This is a genomic window from Flavobacterium sp. LC2016-23 (genome assembly GCF_009674775.1).
In the GTDB taxonomy this organism is placed as follows: Bacteria; Bacteroidota; Bacteroidia; order Flavobacteriales; family Flavobacteriaceae; genus Flavobacterium.
In genome coordinates this window covers 49,345-68,085 of record NZ_WKKE01000027.1, presented here as the reverse complement: position 1 = coordinate 68,085, position 18,741 = coordinate 49,345, and the positions used below count along the sequence as shown (strand labels likewise).

Annotated in this window: 15 protein-coding genes; 10 read left to right on the top strand and 5 right to left on the bottom strand. The window is 36.9% G+C overall.

Going from position 1 to position 18,741, the window contains the following annotated elements; genetic code table 11:
- Positions 1-18: 18 nt before the first annotated feature.
- The 3 genes from GJU43_RS20050 to GJU43_RS20040 all read right to left on the bottom strand — a co-directional run bounded on the left by GJU43_RS20050 (position 19) and on the right by GJU43_RS20040 (position 3,127).
- Positions 19-453, bottom strand: a complete 435-nt coding sequence (locus tag GJU43_RS20050) for a thioredoxin family protein (protein ID WP_154343316.1) — start codon at positions 451-453, stop codon at positions 19-21.
- A 111-nt stretch (positions 454-564) separates the two neighbouring features.
- The gene (locus GJU43_RS20045; RefSeq protein WP_154343314.1) at positions 565-1,254 is read right to left on the bottom strand and encodes a VIT family protein; all 690 of its coding nucleotides are present in this window, start codon (positions 1,252-1,254) and stop codon (positions 565-567) included.
- Positions 1,255-1,639: 385 nt separating this feature from the next.
- Entirely contained in the window at positions 1,640-3,127 is a 1,488-nt protein-coding gene (locus tag GJU43_RS20040) for an ATP-binding protein (RefSeq protein WP_229655094.1), read from the bottom strand.
- A 535-nt stretch (positions 3,128-3,662) separates the two neighbouring features.
- On the opposite strand from GJU43_RS20040, the gene GJU43_RS20035 reads away from it, so the two are divergent.
- The 3 genes from GJU43_RS20035 to GJU43_RS20025 all read left to right on the top strand — a co-directional run bounded on the left by GJU43_RS20035 (position 3,663) and on the right by GJU43_RS20025 (position 6,623).
- On the top strand, positions 3,663-4,346 hold the full coding sequence (locus GJU43_RS20035; RefSeq protein ID WP_154343310.1) for an SDR family NAD(P)-dependent oxidoreductase: 684 nt from the start codon (positions 3,663-3,665) through the stop codon (positions 4,344-4,346).
- An 11-nt stretch (positions 4,347-4,357) separates the two neighbouring features.
- Positions 4,358-5,776: an SDR family oxidoreductase gene (locus tag GJU43_RS20030; RefSeq protein ID WP_154343308.1), complete on the top strand. Its 1,419-nt coding sequence runs from the start codon at positions 4,358-4,360 to the stop codon at positions 5,774-5,776.
- A 598-nt stretch (positions 5,777-6,374) separates the two neighbouring features.
- Positions 6,375-6,623, top strand: coding sequence for a hypothetical protein (locus GJU43_RS20025; RefSeq protein ID WP_154343306.1), 249 nt, complete (start codon positions 6,375-6,377; stop codon positions 6,621-6,623).
- Positions 6,624-6,841: 218 nt separating this feature from the next.
- Here GJU43_RS20025 and GJU43_RS20020 read toward each other — a convergent pair whose 3' ends face one another.
- Together GJU43_RS20020 and GJU43_RS20015 are read right to left on the bottom strand one after the other, a co-directional pair.
- Entirely contained in the window at positions 6,842-7,108 is a 267-nt protein-coding gene (locus GJU43_RS20020; protein WP_154343304.1) for a hypothetical protein, read from the bottom strand.
- 207 nt (positions 7,109-7,315) lie between these two features.
- Complete coding sequence (locus GJU43_RS20015) at positions 7,316-7,789, bottom strand: hypothetical protein (RefSeq protein WP_154343302.1); 474 nt, start codon at positions 7,787-7,789, stop codon at positions 7,316-7,318.
- A gap of 390 nt (positions 7,790-8,179) precedes the next feature.
- Between GJU43_RS20015 and GJU43_RS20010 the strand changes: the two genes are divergently transcribed.
- From GJU43_RS20010 to GJU43_RS19980, 7 genes are all read left to right on the top strand, one after another.
- The gene (locus GJU43_RS20010; protein ID WP_154343300.1) at positions 8,180-9,616 is read left to right on the top strand and encodes a circularly permuted type 2 ATP-grasp protein; all 1,437 of its coding nucleotides are present in this window, start codon (positions 8,180-8,182) and stop codon (positions 9,614-9,616) included.
- Between the two features lie 35 nt (positions 9,617-9,651).
- The gene (locus GJU43_RS20005; RefSeq protein WP_154343298.1) at positions 9,652-10,605 is read left to right on the top strand and encodes an alpha-E domain-containing protein; all 954 of its coding nucleotides are present in this window, start codon (positions 9,652-9,654) and stop codon (positions 10,603-10,605) included.
- Between the two features lie 4 nt (positions 10,606-10,609).
- Positions 10,610-11,557, top strand: a complete 948-nt coding sequence (locus GJU43_RS20000) for a transglutaminase family protein (protein WP_154343296.1) — start codon at positions 10,610-10,612, stop codon at positions 11,555-11,557.
- Positions 11,558-11,709: 152 nt separating this feature from the next.
- Positions 11,710-12,690, top strand: coding sequence for a YheT family hydrolase (locus GJU43_RS19995; protein ID WP_154343294.1), 981 nt, complete (start codon positions 11,710-11,712; stop codon positions 12,688-12,690).
- Positions 12,691-13,107: 417 nt separating this feature from the next.
- Positions 13,108-15,984, top strand: a complete 2,877-nt coding sequence (locus tag GJU43_RS19990) for a TonB-dependent receptor (RefSeq protein WP_154343292.1) — start codon at positions 13,108-13,110, stop codon at positions 15,982-15,984.
- A gap of 135 nt (positions 15,985-16,119) precedes the next feature.
- Positions 16,120-17,400 (top strand): DUF5690 family protein, encoded by a 1,281-nt coding sequence (locus GJU43_RS19985; protein WP_195760075.1) that lies wholly within the window; start codon positions 16,120-16,122, stop codon positions 17,398-17,400.
- A 38-nt stretch (positions 17,401-17,438) separates the two neighbouring features.
- The gene (locus tag GJU43_RS19980; protein WP_154343291.1) at positions 17,439-18,596 is read left to right on the top strand and encodes a TIGR03364 family FAD-dependent oxidoreductase; all 1,158 of its coding nucleotides are present in this window, start codon (positions 17,439-17,441) and stop codon (positions 18,594-18,596) included.
- Positions 18,597-18,741 lie beyond the last annotated feature (145 nt).

The window sequence follows — 18,741 nt, the reverse complement described above, 5'->3', positions numbered from 1 at the left end:
TTTTGATTTTTCACTATGTTACTTTTTGCTATCACAGATCGCTTTTATTTCTGCAGTCCACTCCTCCGGAGTAGTTTCCGGTTTTCCATGCCAGGTTTTGAGTACTTTTCCATCAGCATCAAGAAGCAGGGTAAGGGGAAAACTTCCTTCTTTATTGTAAATTTCCGCTAAGTCTTCATTACGTTTAACCTGTTCAGCGGTGCCGATATTTTTCTTTTTTCTTGGAAAATCAGCATTTACAAGTACCAAATTTTGATTGGCCATTTCTGTAAAGGCGGCATTTTCAAGATAGTCCCTTCGAAGTACAATGCACGGACCGCACCAGTCGGATCCGGAGAAGTTCAGTAATATTAATTCATGCTTTTCTTTTGCCGTTTTTTTGGCATTGTTAAAATCAGGTTCCCAGTTTATGGGAAGTACTGTTATTAATAAAAACAAGGTAATTAGTTTCATTTTGCAGTTTGTTTTAGATACTTACGAAATAACGATTTGTTGCCCATCTTATTTTCTTAATTTGCTTAAGATTAGATTAATTTTTGAGGCTGACAGAACAGCTTTTTTTTTTTAAGAAGTCTGAACCCCAAAAAGATAACCAACCAGTGCAGACATTAGCATTGCAATAGTCCCCCAGATACAGATACGTAAAACAGCTTTAAGAGTATGTGATCCGCCTGCTTTTGCAGCCAGTATTCCCGATAAGGCTAAAAAGAGAATTGAAAATCCGTACTGATACACCACCATGTCTTTTATAGGAGCGAAAATAGCAACCAGCAAAGGCAGCAAACCTCCGGCAATAAAAGATGCCGCGGATGCAAAAGCGGCCATAAAAGGATTGGCCTTTGTGATTTCATTAATCCCTAATTCATCACGGGCATGCGTTCCGAGCGCATCATGAGCGGTTAATTCTATGGCAACCTGTTTGGCTAATGTTTTATTTAATCCTCTCTGAATATAAATAAGCGTTAATTCTTCAAGTTCAGATTCGGGCATATTTTGCAGTTCTAATTTCTCGCGTTTTAAATCAGCAGTTTCCACATCGGCCTGTGAACTGACCGATACATATTCGCCGGCAGCCATAGAAAGTGCCCCGGCTACCAGTCCTGCAACTGCTGCAAGTAAAATAGGTTCTCTTGTTACGCTCGCTGCTGCCACTCCAATGGCTAAACTGGTTGTAGATAAAATTCCGTCATTGGCCCCGAGCACAGCTGCCCTAAGCCAGCCGCTTCTGTTGATGTAATGATTTTCAATTTCCATAAGCATCATTTTAGCAGTTATTTTAATTTATTCCGGATTTTATGATTTTACAAAGAAGGTGTTTTCCGAACGAAGGTAATGGTCCGCAATATCTTTGTTCTGAATCCTATTTAATGACTAAATAAAATTAGTTTAAAATTTAAAGCAGACGAGGTGAAAAAAGGTAGAATGATTCTAAATTTAGAGTGGGCGTTTTCTAATTGTATTTAGTATCGTAAAATATTGATGAATAGTTGGTTATGTCTTCTTTAAATTCAGGTGTAAAGGCAGGAAATATTGTTTGGACGGATGATCGTTATTCAAATTACAATAAACCATTGCTTTACTAATAAGTGCGATTGAAATAGATAAAGAAGGAAAAGAATTCCCGCAAAGTCAGTTGCTTTTAAACCGGATTGGTTGTATGTTTTAAAGGCAATGTTACTATAAATTCAGCTCCATTGTTTTGTTCTCCGATAGCCGTAATTGTTCCGTTGTGTCTTTTTACGATTTTTCTGCAAAGAGCAAGACCGAGGCCATTTCCTTCATACTGATCTTTGGAATGCAGTCTTTCAAAAGCATTAAAAATTCTTTCATTAAAAGCAGGATCAAGTCCGATACCGTTATCTTTGATTGTAATTTTTACCGAATCCACGCCGTTGATGGTTTCAATCGAACTGGTTATAATTACTTTGGGCGGCAGATCTGCTTTTGAGAATTTCAGTGCATTTTGAAGCAGGTTATAAAAAAGCTGGTTGATTAAAATAGGAGCGCCTTCCATTTCGGGAAGATCAGAAGTGATTAGGATCGCACCCTTTTCTTTTATAATTAGCTCGAGGTCTGTTTTGATATTTTCAATAATTTCATTCAGATCTATTTTTTCAAATGGCTGAATTGTTTTGTCGATGGTAGAATAAGCGAGAATGCCTTCTATAATATTTTCCATCCTGTTTGCAGACTGGTCAATTTTATGAATGTATTTTCTCGAATTTCTGTAAAACCCGGATTTTTTTTCATTATTTAAAAGAGTATTGAAAATTTTAATTTTTCGGACAGGTTCCCTAAGATCGTGGCTTACGACACCTGCAAAATGCAAAAGGTCATTATTGGAACGCTGTAATTCTTCGGTATGATTTGAAACCTGTTTTTTTAACTCTTCTTCAAATGCCCGCTGTTCATCAATATCCTGAATAATTCCTATAATAGTTTTAGGAGTACCATTATCGTCCTTTATAATTTTACCGTTAATTTTTGTCCATTTTACAGATTGGTCCTCGTTAAGGATTCTGCTCTCATAGCTTATATTTCCCGTAATTAAAGCTTCCTGATGCGCTTTTTCACGCACGGCCAAATCATCCGGATGCAGTTTGCTTATCAGTTCTTCATTCGTAATTTCCCTGTCAACGGACCATATGGAGTTGAAATTTCCGGAGGTTTTTATTTTTTTTGTTGCCAGGTCTATTTCATAGGTTCCCATACCAGAGGCATCAATTGCCATAGTAAGTTTTTCATTTGAGCTTTTTAGCTGCTCTTTAGCCTGGTGTAAATCTGTGACATCAACACCTGTATTGAGTATACCGTATACATTTCCCTGTTCATCAAAAAGGGGAATAAAACTGTAGTTAAAATAATGCTCGGTCATTTCCCCCGCGATAACCAAATCTACTTTTTTATCTTTGGCATGAAACGGAATTCCGGTTTTGAACACAGTAAGGGCCTCATCGAGAATTAGCTGATCCTGAATTTCCGGAACAACTTCAAGGTAATTTTTTCCAATTACCTGATCTCCTTTTCCCCAGGTCTTAATCATGGCAGGATTTGCAATCTCGATTTTTAAATTCCTTCCCACGTATACCGCAACAGGTAAGGAAAGGGAATCTACTATATCATTCAAAAGCCTCGGATTTTGGTACATAGCGATTTTATTTTGTTTTTATAAGCGAAGCTACTTATTTTCTTATCTAATTATTTACATTACTTTTTGCATCTGTTTCACAATTCCAACCAGGAACTAATTACACAGTATGCTTTGTGCTGCTTTTAATAGTATCTTATTGAAGATGAACTGATGCAAACAACACTTCAAACAATCGTGCGGTAAATACCACAACCGGATTCAGGTTCTTTTGTATCAACAACTTTATATATGATTGTATTTTAAGTTGTGTAATCATTTTTATAAAGGACCTGTTCTTTGTCCAGCTTAAAGTTTGGCTGACAGCTAATTTAAATAAAAAGAGTTTTATTTTTGTTTAACTTTTACTAAAAATGATTAAACATTTAGTACCTTTAACATTTAAGGGAGCGTTTATTTAAAAATATATCAGATTGTTCTAAAAATTAGTACTAAATATCTTGTATTCCTTTTGGCTGAGCAGAAGACCTCCTGTAAATAAACCTAAAATAGTATCAACTCAATTGGATAAAAAATGAATAAAATTGTAATTATTGGTGGAAGCAAAGGAATCGGCAGTGCTATTTTACTGCAGCAGCTCGAACATCATTTGGTTTATAATATCAGCAGGACAGTACCGGATATCACGCATCCAAATCTTGTTCATTTTCAGGCTGATGTACTTCAGGACTCATTGCCTGAGATTGAAAGTATTGATACGCTGATCTATTGTCCGGGTTCTATTAATCTAAAACCGATTTTAAGTTTAAGTATTGATGATTTCAGGAATGATTTTGAGATTAATGTTATTGGCGCGGTAAAAGCAATTCAGCACTATCTGCCTGCGTTAAAAAAGGCCGAAAATCCGTCAATTGTTTTATTCAGTACAGTTGCCGCAAAACTGGGAATGCCGTTTCATGCCAGTATTGCTACCGCTAAAGCAGGAATTGAAGGGCTTGTAAAATCACTTGGTGCAGAATTAGCTCCCGCAGTGCGTATCAATGCCATTGCCCCCACGATTACGGAAACTTCGCTATCGGCTTCTATTTTACGAAATGACCGTATGAAAGAAAACATGATTGAGCGTCATCCAATGAAAAATTACCTGAAACCGCAGGAAGTTGCCCAGATGGTAAATTTCCTGATATCAAAAGAAGCAGGATCCCTATCAGGTCAGATTTTTCAAATGGATTATGGTCTGGTTACCTTTAAACTTTAACCACATACAAAATGAAAATTCTTTTAACAGGCGCAACAGGTTACATCGGCAAGAGACTTTTACCGTTATTATTGGATAAGGGGCACGAAGTAATTTGCTGCGTAAGAGATAAAAACCGGTTTTATTATCCCGAAGAATTTTCAGACAATGTAAAAGTCATTGAAGTGGATTTTCTGGATCCGAAAAGTGTAGAAAATATTCCTGATGATATTGACGCAGCCTATTATTTAATTCATTCCATGTCGGGTTCCGCTGTCAATTATGATGAACTTGAAAGTATTGCTGCCCGTTATTTTATTAAAAAATTAAACAGGACTGCTGCAAAGCAGGTTATTTACCTCAGCGGAATTGTTAATGATAAATCGTTATCCAAACATTTATCCTCAAGAAAGGCTGTAGAGCAAATTTTACAAACCGGAATGATGGCGAGTACTACTCTCAGAGCCGGAATTATTGTGGGCTCGGGTAGCGCATCATTTGAAATTATACGCGATCTGGTAAATAAACTACCGATTATGATTACCCCCAAATGGCTCAACACCAAATGTCAGCCGATTGCCATTACGGATGTTTTGGAATTTTTACTTCGATCGCTGCTAAATCCTGTCACCTATAATCAGAGTTTTGATGTAGGAGGTCCGGACATCCTTACTTACAAAGAAATGTTACTGGAGTTTGCAAAGGCAAAAAAACTGAAAAGGTACATTTATACAGTGCCTGTTATGACTCCAAAATTATCCTCCTACTGGCTTTATTTTGTGACCTCCACATCTTTTAAACTCGCTTCAGCTCTGGTAAGCAGTATGAAAGTAGAAGTGATATGCAGTGACAACCGAATTAATGGCTTGCTGGGAATAAAACCGATGAGTTACAAGCAGGCACTAGAAAGGGCTTTAATAAAAATTAATGAAGATGCCATAATTTCAAGCTGGAAAGATTCTATGGTAAGCGGACAATTTAAAGGAAATGTCGCCAGCTATCTTAAAGTGCCCAAAAAAGACTGTTTTATTGATCGTAGAAAAAGAGAAATCATAAACAGGGATTATACTATTTCGAGGATCTGGTCTATTGGCGGAGAAACAGGGTGGTACTATGCAGACTGGCTCTGGGATTTACGAGGATTTATTGATAAAATTTTCGGAGGTGTCGGTGCCAGAAGAGGAAGAACCCATAAAAGTGATATACATGCCGGGGATGCACTCGATTTTTGGCGGGTCGTGTACGCCAACAAAAAGGAAGGAAAGTTGATTCTCTATGCCGAAATGAGACTTCCGGGTGAAGCATGGCTCGAATTTAAAATTATCAATTCAACCTTATACCAGGCCGCTACCTTTAAACCAAGGGGTATAATGGGGAAGTTGTACTGGTACTCGGTACTGCCATTTCATGGCTTTATTTTTGAAGGAATGATCAAAAAGCTGATTTTATAACTTCACAAAGACAAGACACTTTGTTACTTAAAGAAGCTACTGGTCTTTGTTTTTATCAATGTATTCAATTTTCACAACGAAAAGAGAAACAGTGTTTAAATGGAAAACCCGCCAAATACTTAGCGTATAAGACGGGCGTCCATAATAAACATAATCTTCCATTTTATGTCTACTTATAAAATCTTTCCGGCTGCAGTAAAAACGGCACCATCATGGTATACTATTTTAATGCTAAATATATTCCGGTTTAAAGGCAATAGATGCAGTAGGTAAGGCTTTTCTAATAATGACGTTTATCTGTATTAAATGCCATTTTATCAGTTGTATCGAAATAGGTAACAGGACGAAAACCTAATGGAGGTAAAGCATTCAAAGGTGTGTCTAAAAGGGTATCTATTCTTACACCTTTACCTTTTATTGTTGCATAATAAACATACGATTCAAATAGGGCAGGCGCCTTACTATTCCAACTATTTTCCGGACTTAAAGTTATTGTTAATAAAAACTTCCTGAGAGAGTGTTAAAGTCATTTTTTCGACTTGTAAATTATCTAATTTTATAATGTAATGAATGAAGATTAATTTTAAATAAATTAAAAATGGAAAAAGCGATAAAACTACAGGTACGTAAAGAATTAAACAGTCAGCAGCAGTTCGATATTATTAAATTAAAAGGGAGCTTAATTTCCAACGGGTATACAGAGATCATTCATATTGATGATAAGGATGAAGAATTTCATATCAATTATTTTGAGACGGCGCCTGAGCATACAAATGAAGTTCAGGATTTTATCAAAGCATTTATCAATAAAGCTGAACTTACAGATAGCGTGACCATTTTTAAGTAATCATGCCGAATACATTACTTTCGCAAGTTTTCAGGTATAACTATTGATTTTACTTTGCGGTAGAGCTACAGTCGAATAAGTAATAGTTGTCCTTTACGTTAATATAGAACTATAAACCCGTACCATAATCACCAGCGGAATTTATAAGTTAATTTTTACCGGCACAAAAAAAGCCGATGAGTACCTCATCGACTTTATAAACAGCTGTTCATGTAGTTTTAATTTATCATTAGAAAAGTCCCCGGGTCTTCTTCATTCTCATCCTCTATTTCTTCCCAGTCATTTTCATCGTATTCTGATTCCAGATCTTCCTCAAGATCCTCTTCCAGTTCTCCAAGTTGCAAGTTGTAGTGGTTTTTGGCTGTCAATGGAGTTGCAAAACCACCTTCCAGATAATCATCATAATTCAGGAGTAGCTGCTCTTCATAAGATGTAATATCTCCTGTAGATTCCTCAGACGTAAAAATGTAATTTTCGGATTTCATATAAATCGGTTTAAGTTAATTAGCTTATCAGGTAAATTGGTCCATTAGACTTTTTTAAAGGTACAGTTTCTACTACAGTCCGTTTTATATAATTTTTACGAAGGATTGCTAAATTTTCATATTTTTTGTTGTTATTTAACAAATGTACTGCAGCAAGAAGAAGAAGTAGAGAGAGAATGTTTATTGAGAAAGTAAACACTTTACAATTTACGGATTTTCAACTAAAAGCTGTACTTCAAATTTGCCCCAGAACGGATTATCAGCCATTAACGAATGTCCGATGACCATAATATAACTTCCTTTTTGCTTCAGGGGAATTTTCAAGTCCATTCCAAACGGGCCATCTGAGGTTCTATCGGGAAATATAATTTGGTTGAAACGGATGTTCCCTTTGCCTGTAGTGGGAATAATTTTTACTGCCAATTCACCTGAATCTTCATTGTTAAATTTGACATATACTTTCTGATGAATAGAATCTAAAACACCTTCCGCTGCAAACACACCTTTTTCATTCTTAAAATTCAGGAAAATGGTATCCCCTGTTTGTTTATTCTCTTCGTTGTTTTCCTTATTCTTCTTCACTATAACGGGATCGGAAGGGGGAACAGGAGTAGTCTTAGTTTCTTTTTGCTGACACGAGAAAAAGAAAATGGATAACAGAAGTATTGAAATTTTTTTCATAATAGTTTTTTTTTAGTAAACATCTCAAATTTAGTTCTTTTCTAAGGATGCTTTGTTACATAATTTGCATTTACACCCAAACTATTTCATATGCATTTACCACTAGTGTGCGTTGCTGTCTTACCGCTTTTTTCTACGACAAATGCAGATAAAACCTTTAGAAAATTAATCGTTTTGCCATTTCATTTTTTTTTCGAATAGAGAATTGAAAAAAAACACAGCTATAAAAAATACTATTTTCAAAATAGAAACCCTAAAAAAGGAATATTGTATAAATTGTAAAATTGATACTTAATTTGATTTTTATAGGTAAATAAATTTGTATTTTAGATAATTAAATGAATATTTTTCAATGAAAAGCTAATATATAATTTATTTAATAATTGATCTATGGCAAAATTAGCACCAGATTTAAATGATAACGGCTGGGATGAAATGTTTTCAAAAGAAGGTGTGCGGGATTCTTATAGTCAGGTTTTTAAAACGCTTCAGGGTTTAAGTCACAAAAATTTAACCAGCAAACAGCAACAGGCTTCTGATCTGTTTATGAATCAGGGTATTACCTTTACGGTTTACAGTGATGATGCCAATGGAATTGAGCGTATTTTTCCTTTTGATATCATTCCGAGAATTATCACACAAAAAGACTGGCTCGAAGTAGAATCCGGAATTAAGCAGCGATTAATGGCCCTGAACTTATTTCTTGAGGATATTTACAACGAACAGCTCATTATAAAAGACGGTATAATTCCTGCCGGCTTAATTGCTTCATGTCCGCATTACATACAAGAAGTTCAGGGTATAAAAGTGCCGCATAATATTCATGTTCATATTGCCGGAATCGATTTAATACGAGGTGCAAAAGGAGAATTTTATGTACTCGAAGATAACTTGCGATGCCCAAGCGGTGTGAGTTATATGCTCGAAAACAGAGAAATTACCAAACGTATTTTTCCTGATATGCTTTCGTCAAATCATGTGAGTATGGTAAGCAATTATCCTATGATTTTTCATAGTATTCTGGTCTCGCTTTCACCGCGCACGATTACAAATCCAAATGTAGTTTTACTGACTCCGGGCGTTTACAATTCAGCTTATTATGAGCATACATATCTGGCACGGCAGATGGGAATTCCTTTGGTGGAAGGCCGGGATTTGGTGGTGAATAACAGTCGTGTGTACATGAAAACTACTTCGGGTTTGCAGCAGGTTGATGTAATTTATCGCCGTTTAGATGATGAATATCTCGATCCGTTGGTTTTTAAACCCGACAGCGCACTTGGCGTTCCGGGATTAATCAGCGCGTACAGACAAGGAAATGTAGCTTTGGTAAATGCCGTAGGAAATGGCGTTGCCGATGATAAAGCGATTTATGCTTATGTGCCGGATATGATCCGGTATTATCTCAACGAAGAACCCATTCTTAAAAATGTTCCCACGTACCGAATGGAAAATCTGGACGAACGCGAATACGTCTTTGCTAACATGGAAAATATGGTGATTAAAGAAACCAATCAGAGTGGCGGTTACGGAATGATTATGGGTAATAAAGCTACTCAGGAAGAAATGGAGGAAGCCAAAATTGCCATTACCAAAACCCCTCGAAATTTTATTGCACAGCCTATTATCCAGTTGAGTACTGTTCCGTGTCTGATTGATGGAAAACTCCAGTTGCGTCATGTCGATTTAAGGCCTTATGCTTTATGTGGTCCGAAAGGAATTCAGATTGTTCCCGGCGGGCTGACCCGTGTCGCTTTAACCGAAGGCTCGCTGGTCGTAAATTCGTCACAAGGCGGCGGGAGTAAAGACACCTGGATTATCAAATAATTTTTATTTTTTATAACCTCAAATAATAGTCAGAAATGGGAGTAAATATGCTAAGCCGCGTGGCAGACGGAATGTTTTGGCTTAACCGTTACATGGAACGTACCGATGGAATGTTGTTGACGCTGAATACTTCTTATATTTTATCTTTTGATAAAGAAATAAACGATTCTCAGGGGTACAGACCGCTTTTAGAATATTATACCAATTTATCCCAGGATAAGATTCATGCCATTCAATACGACACCACTTATGTCCTTAAATACATCATTTGTGACAATCAAAATGATAATTCGGTTAAGAACCTCGTCATTAAAGCGCGTGAAAATGCGAGAGGCGCACAGGACAAAATAACCAAAGAACTATGGGAGCACATCAATTCTATGTATCATTATATGAATGCTCCGGATCTGCCCAAAAAGCTGGAAACCCATGATGCCTTAAATATTATTACGAAACTCAATAAGGATTTACTCCTCTACAACGGGATTCTTCAGGTGACCATGCCAAGAGGTTTGGGCTGGTGTTTTTCGAGTATTGGCAAACATATCGAGAGGTGCCTGCAGACCATTTCGATGACTCAGGCTTATTTTTCTCCCATAAATTACAATCTCGAAGGTGAAGAAGATTTAATTTACTGGCGTAGATTGCTGTTGTCACTCTCGGGGTATGAACTTTATTTAAAAAGCTATTCCAACATTTCTCATAATCGAAAAGTGGTACATCAGGTTATTTTCAATAAGGATTTTGCTCATTCGGTCATTTATACGCTTGATTTAATCAATACGTATTTAGACAGTTTGTTTAAAGACAATGATTTGAGTGAAGCCCGGACCCTGCTGAATCAATTTGGGCGTCTGAAAAGTTATGTAGCTTTTACGGATTATCAGCATTTGACCAATCAGGAATTAGAAGATGTGCTGAAAAACACCAAAAATCAGCTTATTCAGTTCTCAACAGATTTCTCGAAATTATTCTTTTCTTACACCTAAAATTATGGCGGTTTTCAAAATAGTGCACCTCACAAAATACCAATACAATTACCCTATAAAAGAAAGTATCAACGAAATTCGGCTTTTTCCCCATCATTTTGAAAATCAGGAAGTACTGCAATATCAAATTTTAATTACACATAATCCTGATGTTGATATTTCTGAAGATTATTATGGAAATCGTGTCGGGAATTTCAATGTTTTGGAAGCTCATTCTGAAATGACAATTGAATCCCGAATGTTGGTCCGCGTCAATCATTCCCTTAAAATTCCGGATCTTGATGCCACTTCCGTAGCTGATATTGAGGAAGAAAAGCAAAAGAGTATTTTATTATTACGGCTTTGCTACAGGGATGATATTCAGAAACAAAATGAAATTACCGGAATTCTGGATACAATCAACATTGCGGATAAATCCATTATCGAAATTGCGCAGCAATGCAATACCTATGTTTTTGAGAATTTTACCTATACCAAAGGAATAACCAATATCGAAACTACTGTTGATGAAATTCTGACACTCAAAAAAGGCGTATGTCAGGATTTTGCGCACATCTTATTGCAGCTTTTGCGTACTGCTGGAATTCCGTCACGTTATGTAAGCGGTTATATCTGCCCTAATGAAAGTGGTCTGAGGGGCGAAGGCGCCACTCATGCCTGGGTCGAAATTTATACGCCAAAGCAAGGCTGGTTAGGGTTAGATCCTACCAACAATATCTGGACGATGGACAATCATGTCCGGCTGTCTGTGGGACGAAATTTTACGGATTGCACCCCCATAAAAGGAACTTTTAAAGGGCTGGCAAGGCAGACCCTTTCGGTTTGTGTTTCGATTGGTTATGAAGACGGACGCCAGTTCGAAGAAATAAATGATGTCAAGCTTCAGGAAGTTTCATTGCGTGTTAAAGAACAATTAGCCTATATGGATCATTTGCAGCAACAGCAGCAATAACAATGGCAATCAAAGACGTAAAAATTTGAATTTGAACCGTTTGTAGTCATTCCCTCTGTCCGTCAGTGAGGCTATGAAATAAAAAAGACAGTTTTAAATTACATGTTGATTGATTTCATAAATTTGTGCTACGCACCAAAAACTTTTCTATTATGCCTATAATTGAACAATCAGAATATAATTCCCCTTCTATTATTCATCGCAACAGGCACATTTCGACTATTTATGCTGCTTTGTTTAAAAAGTTTGATGCACCCGGATATACCAGGGAAAAGCATGAATTAAATGACGGAGATTTTATCAATATCGATTTTATTATAAATGATCCTAAAAAAGCAGTTATTCTATGTCATGGATTAGAAGGCGATTCCCGCAGAACCTATAACAACAGCTGCGCGGTTTATTTTCAGGAGAAAGATTTCTCGGTTTTCGCATGGAACAACCGCACCTGTGGAGGAGAGATGAACCGTCTGCCAAGGCTTTATCATCACGGTGCAGTGGATGATCTGGACGAGGTAGTCAAATTTGTTTTACAAAAAGGATTTGAAGAGGTTTACCTGATCGGATATTCGATGGGAGGCGTACAGCTTTTGAACTATTTTGGCTGGACAAAAATCGATACGCGTATAAAGGCAGGAGTATGCATTTCGGTACCGACTCATATTGCAACAAGTGCTGCGGTACTCAAACAGGGGTTTAACCGGGTATATTTAAAGAATTTTACAATTGATATTAAAAGAAAGCTGAAATATAAAGCAGCACAGTTTCCTGATTTTATAAACAGCGACCAGATTGACAGCATTTCTTCTTTTGATGAAGTAGACCATTATTTTACGGCACCGCTTCACGGCTTTGCCAGCCGGGATGATTATTATCAGCGTGTTTCCCCGGAATTTTCCCTTAAAAATATTACCACTCCCGTCTTAATTATTAATTCGCTCGACGATCCGTTTTTAGGCGAAAGGTGTTACCCCAGAGCTATAGCGCAGGACAGTGCTTATGTTTATCTTGAAACCCCCAGGTACGGAGGGCACTGTGCTTTTCCGTTGCGTAATTCAATGTATTCTTATGCAGAAAAAAGAGCTTATGAGTTTTTTAAGTCCTGCCAGCCTGCAGCGATTTGTAAGACCTGAGTACTGCTCTTCTAATCAATGATCCCTTTCCGATATTGTGCTGAAAGTAAAGCGCAACTTTCCTGTTTCCAGAAAAACCTAAAAATCACGACACTATTTTTATTTTTTTTTACATCATAATGTTTACTATTTGTAAATAAATAGAAGACTTATGTTTCGCCTGGAACTTTATTTTTTTTCGAAAAAATAATTCACTTCGATGATCTGAAATAAGCCAAAATTATAGATACTGTAGCTTTTAAAGGTGCTCAGCGCTCTTTTTAGTAAAAATTCACAAGTATTTTTTACAAATTCTTAACAAATGGAGTATTATAATTTTCATTTCTTTAACAATTCGATAATTTTAATTTTTTCACTATTTGTAAAAATCATAATTAATTTGCTTCAATAAATTTAATATTTGTAAACAAACTAACCATGAAAACAATTTACAAGGCAATTTTTATTTTTTCTGCCCTATTTTTTGTGCAAAACATGACGGCACAAAAAGCAACTATCAGCGGAATTGTTACTGACGCACAATCTCCATTGCCGGGAGCTACGATTATACTATCAAACAATCAAAAAGCGACTACTGGTTTCAGTGGTGATTTTACCATACAGGATGTAAGATCCGGAAGTTTCGAATTGCAGATCTCCTATATCGGATATGAAATCAAAACGATCACAGTTGAAGTAAAAGACAATCAACAACTAAATTTGGGGATCATTCGATTACAAACCAATTCAAAAGAACTGAATGAAGTGGTTGTGAGTGGCATGAGCCAAAGAAATAGTGAAGCAAGAGCGCTAAACATGCAAAAGAAATCCATGAGCATAGTTAATGTCATTGCTGCCGATGGAATTGGTAAATTACCGGATCGTAATGCGGCGGAAACTGTTCAGCGTATGCCGGGCGTTTCTATTGAACGCGATCAGGGTGAAGGACGTTTTGTTTCGGTAAGAGGTTTGCCGCCATTCTGGTCATCGACTACAATCAACGGAAACCGAATTCCAACTGCTGAAGAAGAAACCACTTCAAGAGCCACGGCATTTGACTTTTTTCCATCAGATCTTATCGCTTATGTAGAAGCTACAAAAGCCATTACCCCGGACATGGACGGAGATGCCATTGGCGGAAGTGTCAATTTTACGACTCAGACCGCTCCAACAAAAAGAACCATTAAAGCAACTGCTTTTAGCGGTTACAATCAAAAATCGGATAAAGGAATCTACAGCGGATCCCTTACGATTGGTGACAAAAGTAAAAACGGAAAGTTCGGATACATCATTAATGGGACTTATTGGGACAGAAACTGGGCAACCGATAATTACGAAGCCAGAAGACAAGGCGATCAGGGCGTTTACAGATTAGAATTGCGGGATTACACCGGAGTTCGAAAAACAACAGGTTTAAATGCTGCAATGGAATTTAATCCTTCTTCAAAAGATAAAATTTTCCTGAAAGCCACTTATGGCGGACTTACCGATGAAGAAACCCATTACAAGCACCGTATCAGGTTTGATAAATTCAGCAGCGCTACAAATGCTTTAACAGTAGAGCAGCAGGACATTCACAATCAATTAATGACTCAGTTTATTGGTATTGATTTAGGCGGTAAACATCAGTTAGGAAATGGGACTTTAGACTGGAGTCTGGCTTCTTATCGAAATCAGTTTAAGTACGGAAATATTCCAAATGCAGCAGACAACAGTTATTTCTTAATTCAGTTCAATCAGACTGGTGTTGGTGTTAAACCCGGCTATTTAAATACGGTACCATTGGCCAATGGCGGAGCAGGAGGACCAAGAGCCTATTGGGCTGCTGATGGGGGACTGCTGGATCCGAATCATCCAAAATCGATATTTGATTTCTTTTCAGATCCCAATTTTAAAACAGACCCGACAAAAATGAAATTTTCTACGCTGGAATTGTATAAAATAAGCATTGTAGAAAGAGACAATATTATTGCGGTTGTAAACTACGAGCATAATTTTAATGAAAATCTTAAAATGAAATTCGGTGCGAAATTAACCGACAAAGACCGTATCGCGACATTTAGAGATGAATATTACAGCTGGGCTGGATCTCCAACACCATTTTTATCCAATTATAGTACTGATTTAATCAGTCAGCCGGGTGGAACAGATTATATGAGAAAAGAAACAGGAACTTCAATTGGAAATAGTTTTGGTCCAGTATTGTCTACTAACGGAATGACAAATTTGTTTAATTCTTCAAAAGGGAATCTGGTTTTAAACCCTGCCGATTCTCAAATTCCCGAATTGGGAAAAGGTTTGGGAAGAAACTTTAATGTAGGTGAAACAACGTCTTCTGCTTATGCAATGGCAACGTATTTAGCCTCTGATCAATGGACCATTTTAGGAGGAGTAAGAGTAACCAATACTATTACTCAGGTTACGGGTAAAACAGTTGAAAATAATGTGGTAGTAGATGCTGAAAATACAAAAAGCTACACATCAATATTGCCAATGCTGCACATAAAATATTCTCCGGTTGATAATTTAAACTTTCGTTTTGCAACGACAAGAACTTTTGCAAGACCCAACTTTGGCGACATTTCTCCGGCAGGATCATTAAATACAATCGACGGAGAATACGCAGGAGGGAACCCAAAGCTGAATCCGACCTATTCCTGGAACTTTGATTTATTAGGAGAATATTTTCTGGATGAAGTAGGGGTGATCAATGCAGGCGTTTTCTATAAATCAATTACAGATCCTATTTTTGATGATACCTATCAAGGTACGATTAACGGGATTTCAGATATCGAAATCAGTTCGCCTGCCAATGGTGGCAATGCCTGGATTGGCGGTGTTGAATTCGGAATCACCAAAAGATTCAGCTTCCTGCCTGGATTCCTGAAATATTTTGGAACTCAGATCAATGCAACACTTATGAATTCTGAAATGACCTTAGGTCAAAACGCCAATAATCCAAATGGAAGAAAAGTGTCTACTCCTTATCAGGCAAAAGAATTATACAACTTGCAATTGTTTTACGAAACAGGTAAGCTTAATGTGAGAGCCGCTTTTAATCATAAAGGTGCTTACGCGACAAGTTTTGATGCCAATGCAAAGAATACGGACATGAATGATATTTATTACGGCAAATACAACTCACTGGATTTTTCGGCTTCTTATAAAGTAGGAGAGCATTTTACAATCTTCAGTGATGTAAACAACGTCCTGAACGAGCCTTTAATGTACCATTTTGGAGAAACTCCAAACCGACCAAAACAGGTAGAATACTATGGAGTGAAGTTTACCCTTGGTCTGAAATATAATCTATAGACAACTATAAATTAACCTGTTGGATGTTCGTCTGTTCTATTTTTGCAATTTATTTTTTTTAAACTGACTGCATCCAACGGGTTTTATACCCAGCCCAACTTTACACCGCAATAATCACTCTAATTTCGAGTACTAATGTCTACAAAAACATCTAATTTCAGTTTTATATTAAAAACATCCATTGCGGCATTTGGTACTTATTTTTGTATGTACGCTTTTCGGAAACCTTTTACGGTCGCCACGTTCGATCAAATGTCTTTTTGGGGAATCGATTACAAAATTTTATTGATTCTGGCACAGGTTTTAGGATATACCCTTTCTAAATTCTTAGGAATTAAGATTATATCAGAACTAAAATCATCAAAACGAATCCTGTATTTAATAAGTTTTATAGCCATTTCAGAACTGGCCTTATTAGGTTTTGCCTTAGTGCCGGCGCCCTACAATATAGTATTCCTATTCATAAACGGATTGCCGCTGGGAATGATCTGGGGAATTGTGTTTTCGTATATCGAAGGAAGAAAAACAACCGAATTACTGGGCGTTATTTTATGTTCGAGTTTTATCGTCTCGTCAGGAGCGGCAAAATCGGCCGGTGTATTTGTCTTAACCGTTTTGGGCTGCAATGAGTTCTGGATGCCTTTTGTTTCGGGGTTACTTTTTATAATTCCGTTAATCTTATTTTCATTGTTTCTGGAGAAAATCCCAAATCCTGACAACGATGATCTGGCTTTACGATCCAAACGAAAACCGCTTGGTAAAAAAGAACGTGCTTCCTTGTTCCGGCAATTTGCTTTTCCGCTTACGGCCATTATTGTTTTCTATGCCATGCTAACGGCCATGCGGGAATTCAGGGATAATTTTGCCAGGGAATTATGGGATACTTTAGGCTATAAAGAAAGCATTTCGATCTATATGTATTCAGAAATTCCTATTGCAATTTCGGTTTTGATCATTTTAGGTTTTTTAGGAAGCATGAAAAACAACTACAAAGCCTTCAAAAATTATCATTTGGTCTTATTCATAGGTTCAGTGCTGGTTGGTGTCACGACCTTCCTGTTTCAAAAGCATGTATTGTCGCCACTTCCGTGGATGATGATCTCCGGATTTGGGATGTATATTTGCTACATTCCGTTTAACGGTTTGTTTTTCGACCGAATGATTGCCACTTATAAAATCAACGGAAACACAGGCTTTTTAATCTACATCGCCGATGCTTTTGGTTATTTAGGAAGCGTTTTGGTACTGTTTTTTAAAAACTTCGGAGACAAGAACATTTCTTTACTCAGCTTTTTTACCACCTGCATTTATATTTTATCCTTTGTAGGGGGCATAACAACGGTCATGTCGTTTCATTACTTTAAACGCAAATTCAAAAAGACGATAAAAATTAGTACAACTCCTTTATACAGTTGAACAAAGGAAAAATTATAATAAACAAAAATAGTTTACACATGAAAGATAAATATGATTTAATCATAGTGGGATCGGGAGTTTTGGGCACATTTCACGCCTATCATGCGCTGTTAAAAGGTATGTCTGTGGCCATTCTGGAAAAGAACAGCAAACCGGAAGGAGCAACGGTTAGAAATTTCGGTCAGGTTGTACCGTCAGGGATGGACAGGAAATGGCAAAATTTCGGAAAAGAAAGTCTTACCATTTATAAACATATTCAGTCGAAGTTTGATATTAATCTTCGCCAAAACGGAACAATTTATTTAGCCTCAAACGAAGAGGAAATGCAATTAATAGAAGAATTGCACGAGATTAATATTGCAAACGATTATGAGTCTCATTTATTAACGAAAGAACAATGTCTCGAAAAATATGCAGGTTTACGCGCTGATTATTGTACGGGAGGATTATTTTTTCCGCAGGAAGTAACGGTGGAACCCGCAACAATGATTCATAAACTGCATCAGTATATGACGGCAAATCTGGGGCTGGATTTATTTATGAATACCATGGTTGTTCGTACCGAAGACAGATTTACGGAAGTAATTGCAACAACTTCGTCAGGACTGGAATACAAGGCTTCGAAAATCATTATCTGCAACGGAAGTGATTTCAAGGTTTTATATCCGGAGATTTACAACAACAGCGATTTGGTTGTTTCTAAACTTCAGATGTTACAGACGAAGCCACAGCCTAATTACAAACTGAATGGTTCTGTTCTGACCGGATTAACGATCAGAAGATATGAATCATTTGAAGAATGCAAATCGTATCAATCTATTAAAGCAAAAGAAAATCCGGACAGCTACGAAAAAAAGTATGGCATTCATATCTTATTTAAGCAGGCACTCGACGGTTCCGTAATTTTAGGAGATTCCCATGAATATGCCCCTGCAAAAGAAATAGACTCATTAGGGTTTGATCTGAATATGGACATTGACAACTTCATGATCGAAGAAGCGAAAAAAATTATTGATTTGCCCACTTACGAAATCCAAAGCAGATGGTTCGGTATGTATTCACAATGCAAAACCAAAGATATTTTTGAGTATACGATTGATGAAAACATTCACATCATAACCGGGATTGGAGGTAAAGGAATGACCGGAAGCGCAGGATTTGCAAAACACAATATTGATAAAATTTTTAATGTGTAAGCGATGTATTGAAAAATATAGCCACAGATTTAAGGATTAAAAAGATTTTAAAAATTAAAAAATCTGCTTAATCTGCCGAATCTGCGTGAAAAACATTTAACGCATAGTACTGATTTTATTCGAATAAATACTCTCAAACATGAAA

Excerpts from the sequence above, each read along its gene's own strand:
- GJU43_RS20050 (WP_154343316.1), bottom strand. The coding sequence starts at position 453 with ATGAAACTAATTACCTTGTTTTTATTAATAACAGTACTTCCCATAAAC.
- GJU43_RS20045 (WP_154343314.1), bottom strand. The coding sequence starts at position 1,254 with ATGGAAATTGAAAATCATTACATCAACAGAAGCGGCTGGCTTAGGGCA.
- GJU43_RS20035 (WP_154343310.1), top strand. The coding sequence starts at position 3,663 with ATGAATAAAATTGTAATTATTGGTGGAAGCAAAGGAATCGGCAGTGCT.
- GJU43_RS20030 (WP_154343308.1), top strand. The coding sequence starts at position 4,358 with ATGAAAATTCTTTTAACAGGCGCAACAGGTTACATCGGCAAGAGACTT.
- GJU43_RS20025 (WP_154343306.1), top strand. The coding sequence starts at position 6,375 with ATGGAAAAAGCGATAAAACTACAGGTACGTAAAGAATTAAACAGTCAG.
- GJU43_RS20020 (WP_154343304.1), bottom strand. The coding sequence starts at position 7,108 with ATGAAATCCGAAAATTACATTTTTACGTCTGAGGAATCTACAGGAGAT.
- GJU43_RS20015 (WP_154343302.1), bottom strand. The coding sequence starts at position 7,789 with ATGAAAAAAATTTCAATACTTCTGTTATCCATTTTCTTTTTCTCGTGT.
- GJU43_RS20010 (WP_154343300.1), top strand. The coding sequence starts at position 8,180 with ATGGCAAAATTAGCACCAGATTTAAATGATAACGGCTGGGATGAAATG.
- GJU43_RS20005 (WP_154343298.1), top strand. The coding sequence starts at position 9,652 with ATGGGAGTAAATATGCTAAGCCGCGTGGCAGACGGAATGTTTTGGCTT.
- GJU43_RS20000 (WP_154343296.1), top strand. The coding sequence starts at position 10,610 with ATGGCGGTTTTCAAAATAGTGCACCTCACAAAATACCAATACAATTAC.
- GJU43_RS19995 (WP_154343294.1), top strand. The coding sequence starts at position 11,710 with ATGCCTATAATTGAACAATCAGAATATAATTCCCCTTCTATTATTCAT.
- GJU43_RS19990 (WP_154343292.1), top strand. The coding sequence starts at position 13,108 with ATGAAAACAATTTACAAGGCAATTTTTATTTTTTCTGCCCTATTTTTT.
- GJU43_RS19985 (WP_195760075.1), top strand. The coding sequence starts at position 16,120 with ATGTCTACAAAAACATCTAATTTCAGTTTTATATTAAAAACATCCATT.
- GJU43_RS19980 (WP_154343291.1), top strand. The coding sequence starts at position 17,439 with ATGAAAGATAAATATGATTTAATCATAGTGGGATCGGGAGTTTTGGGC.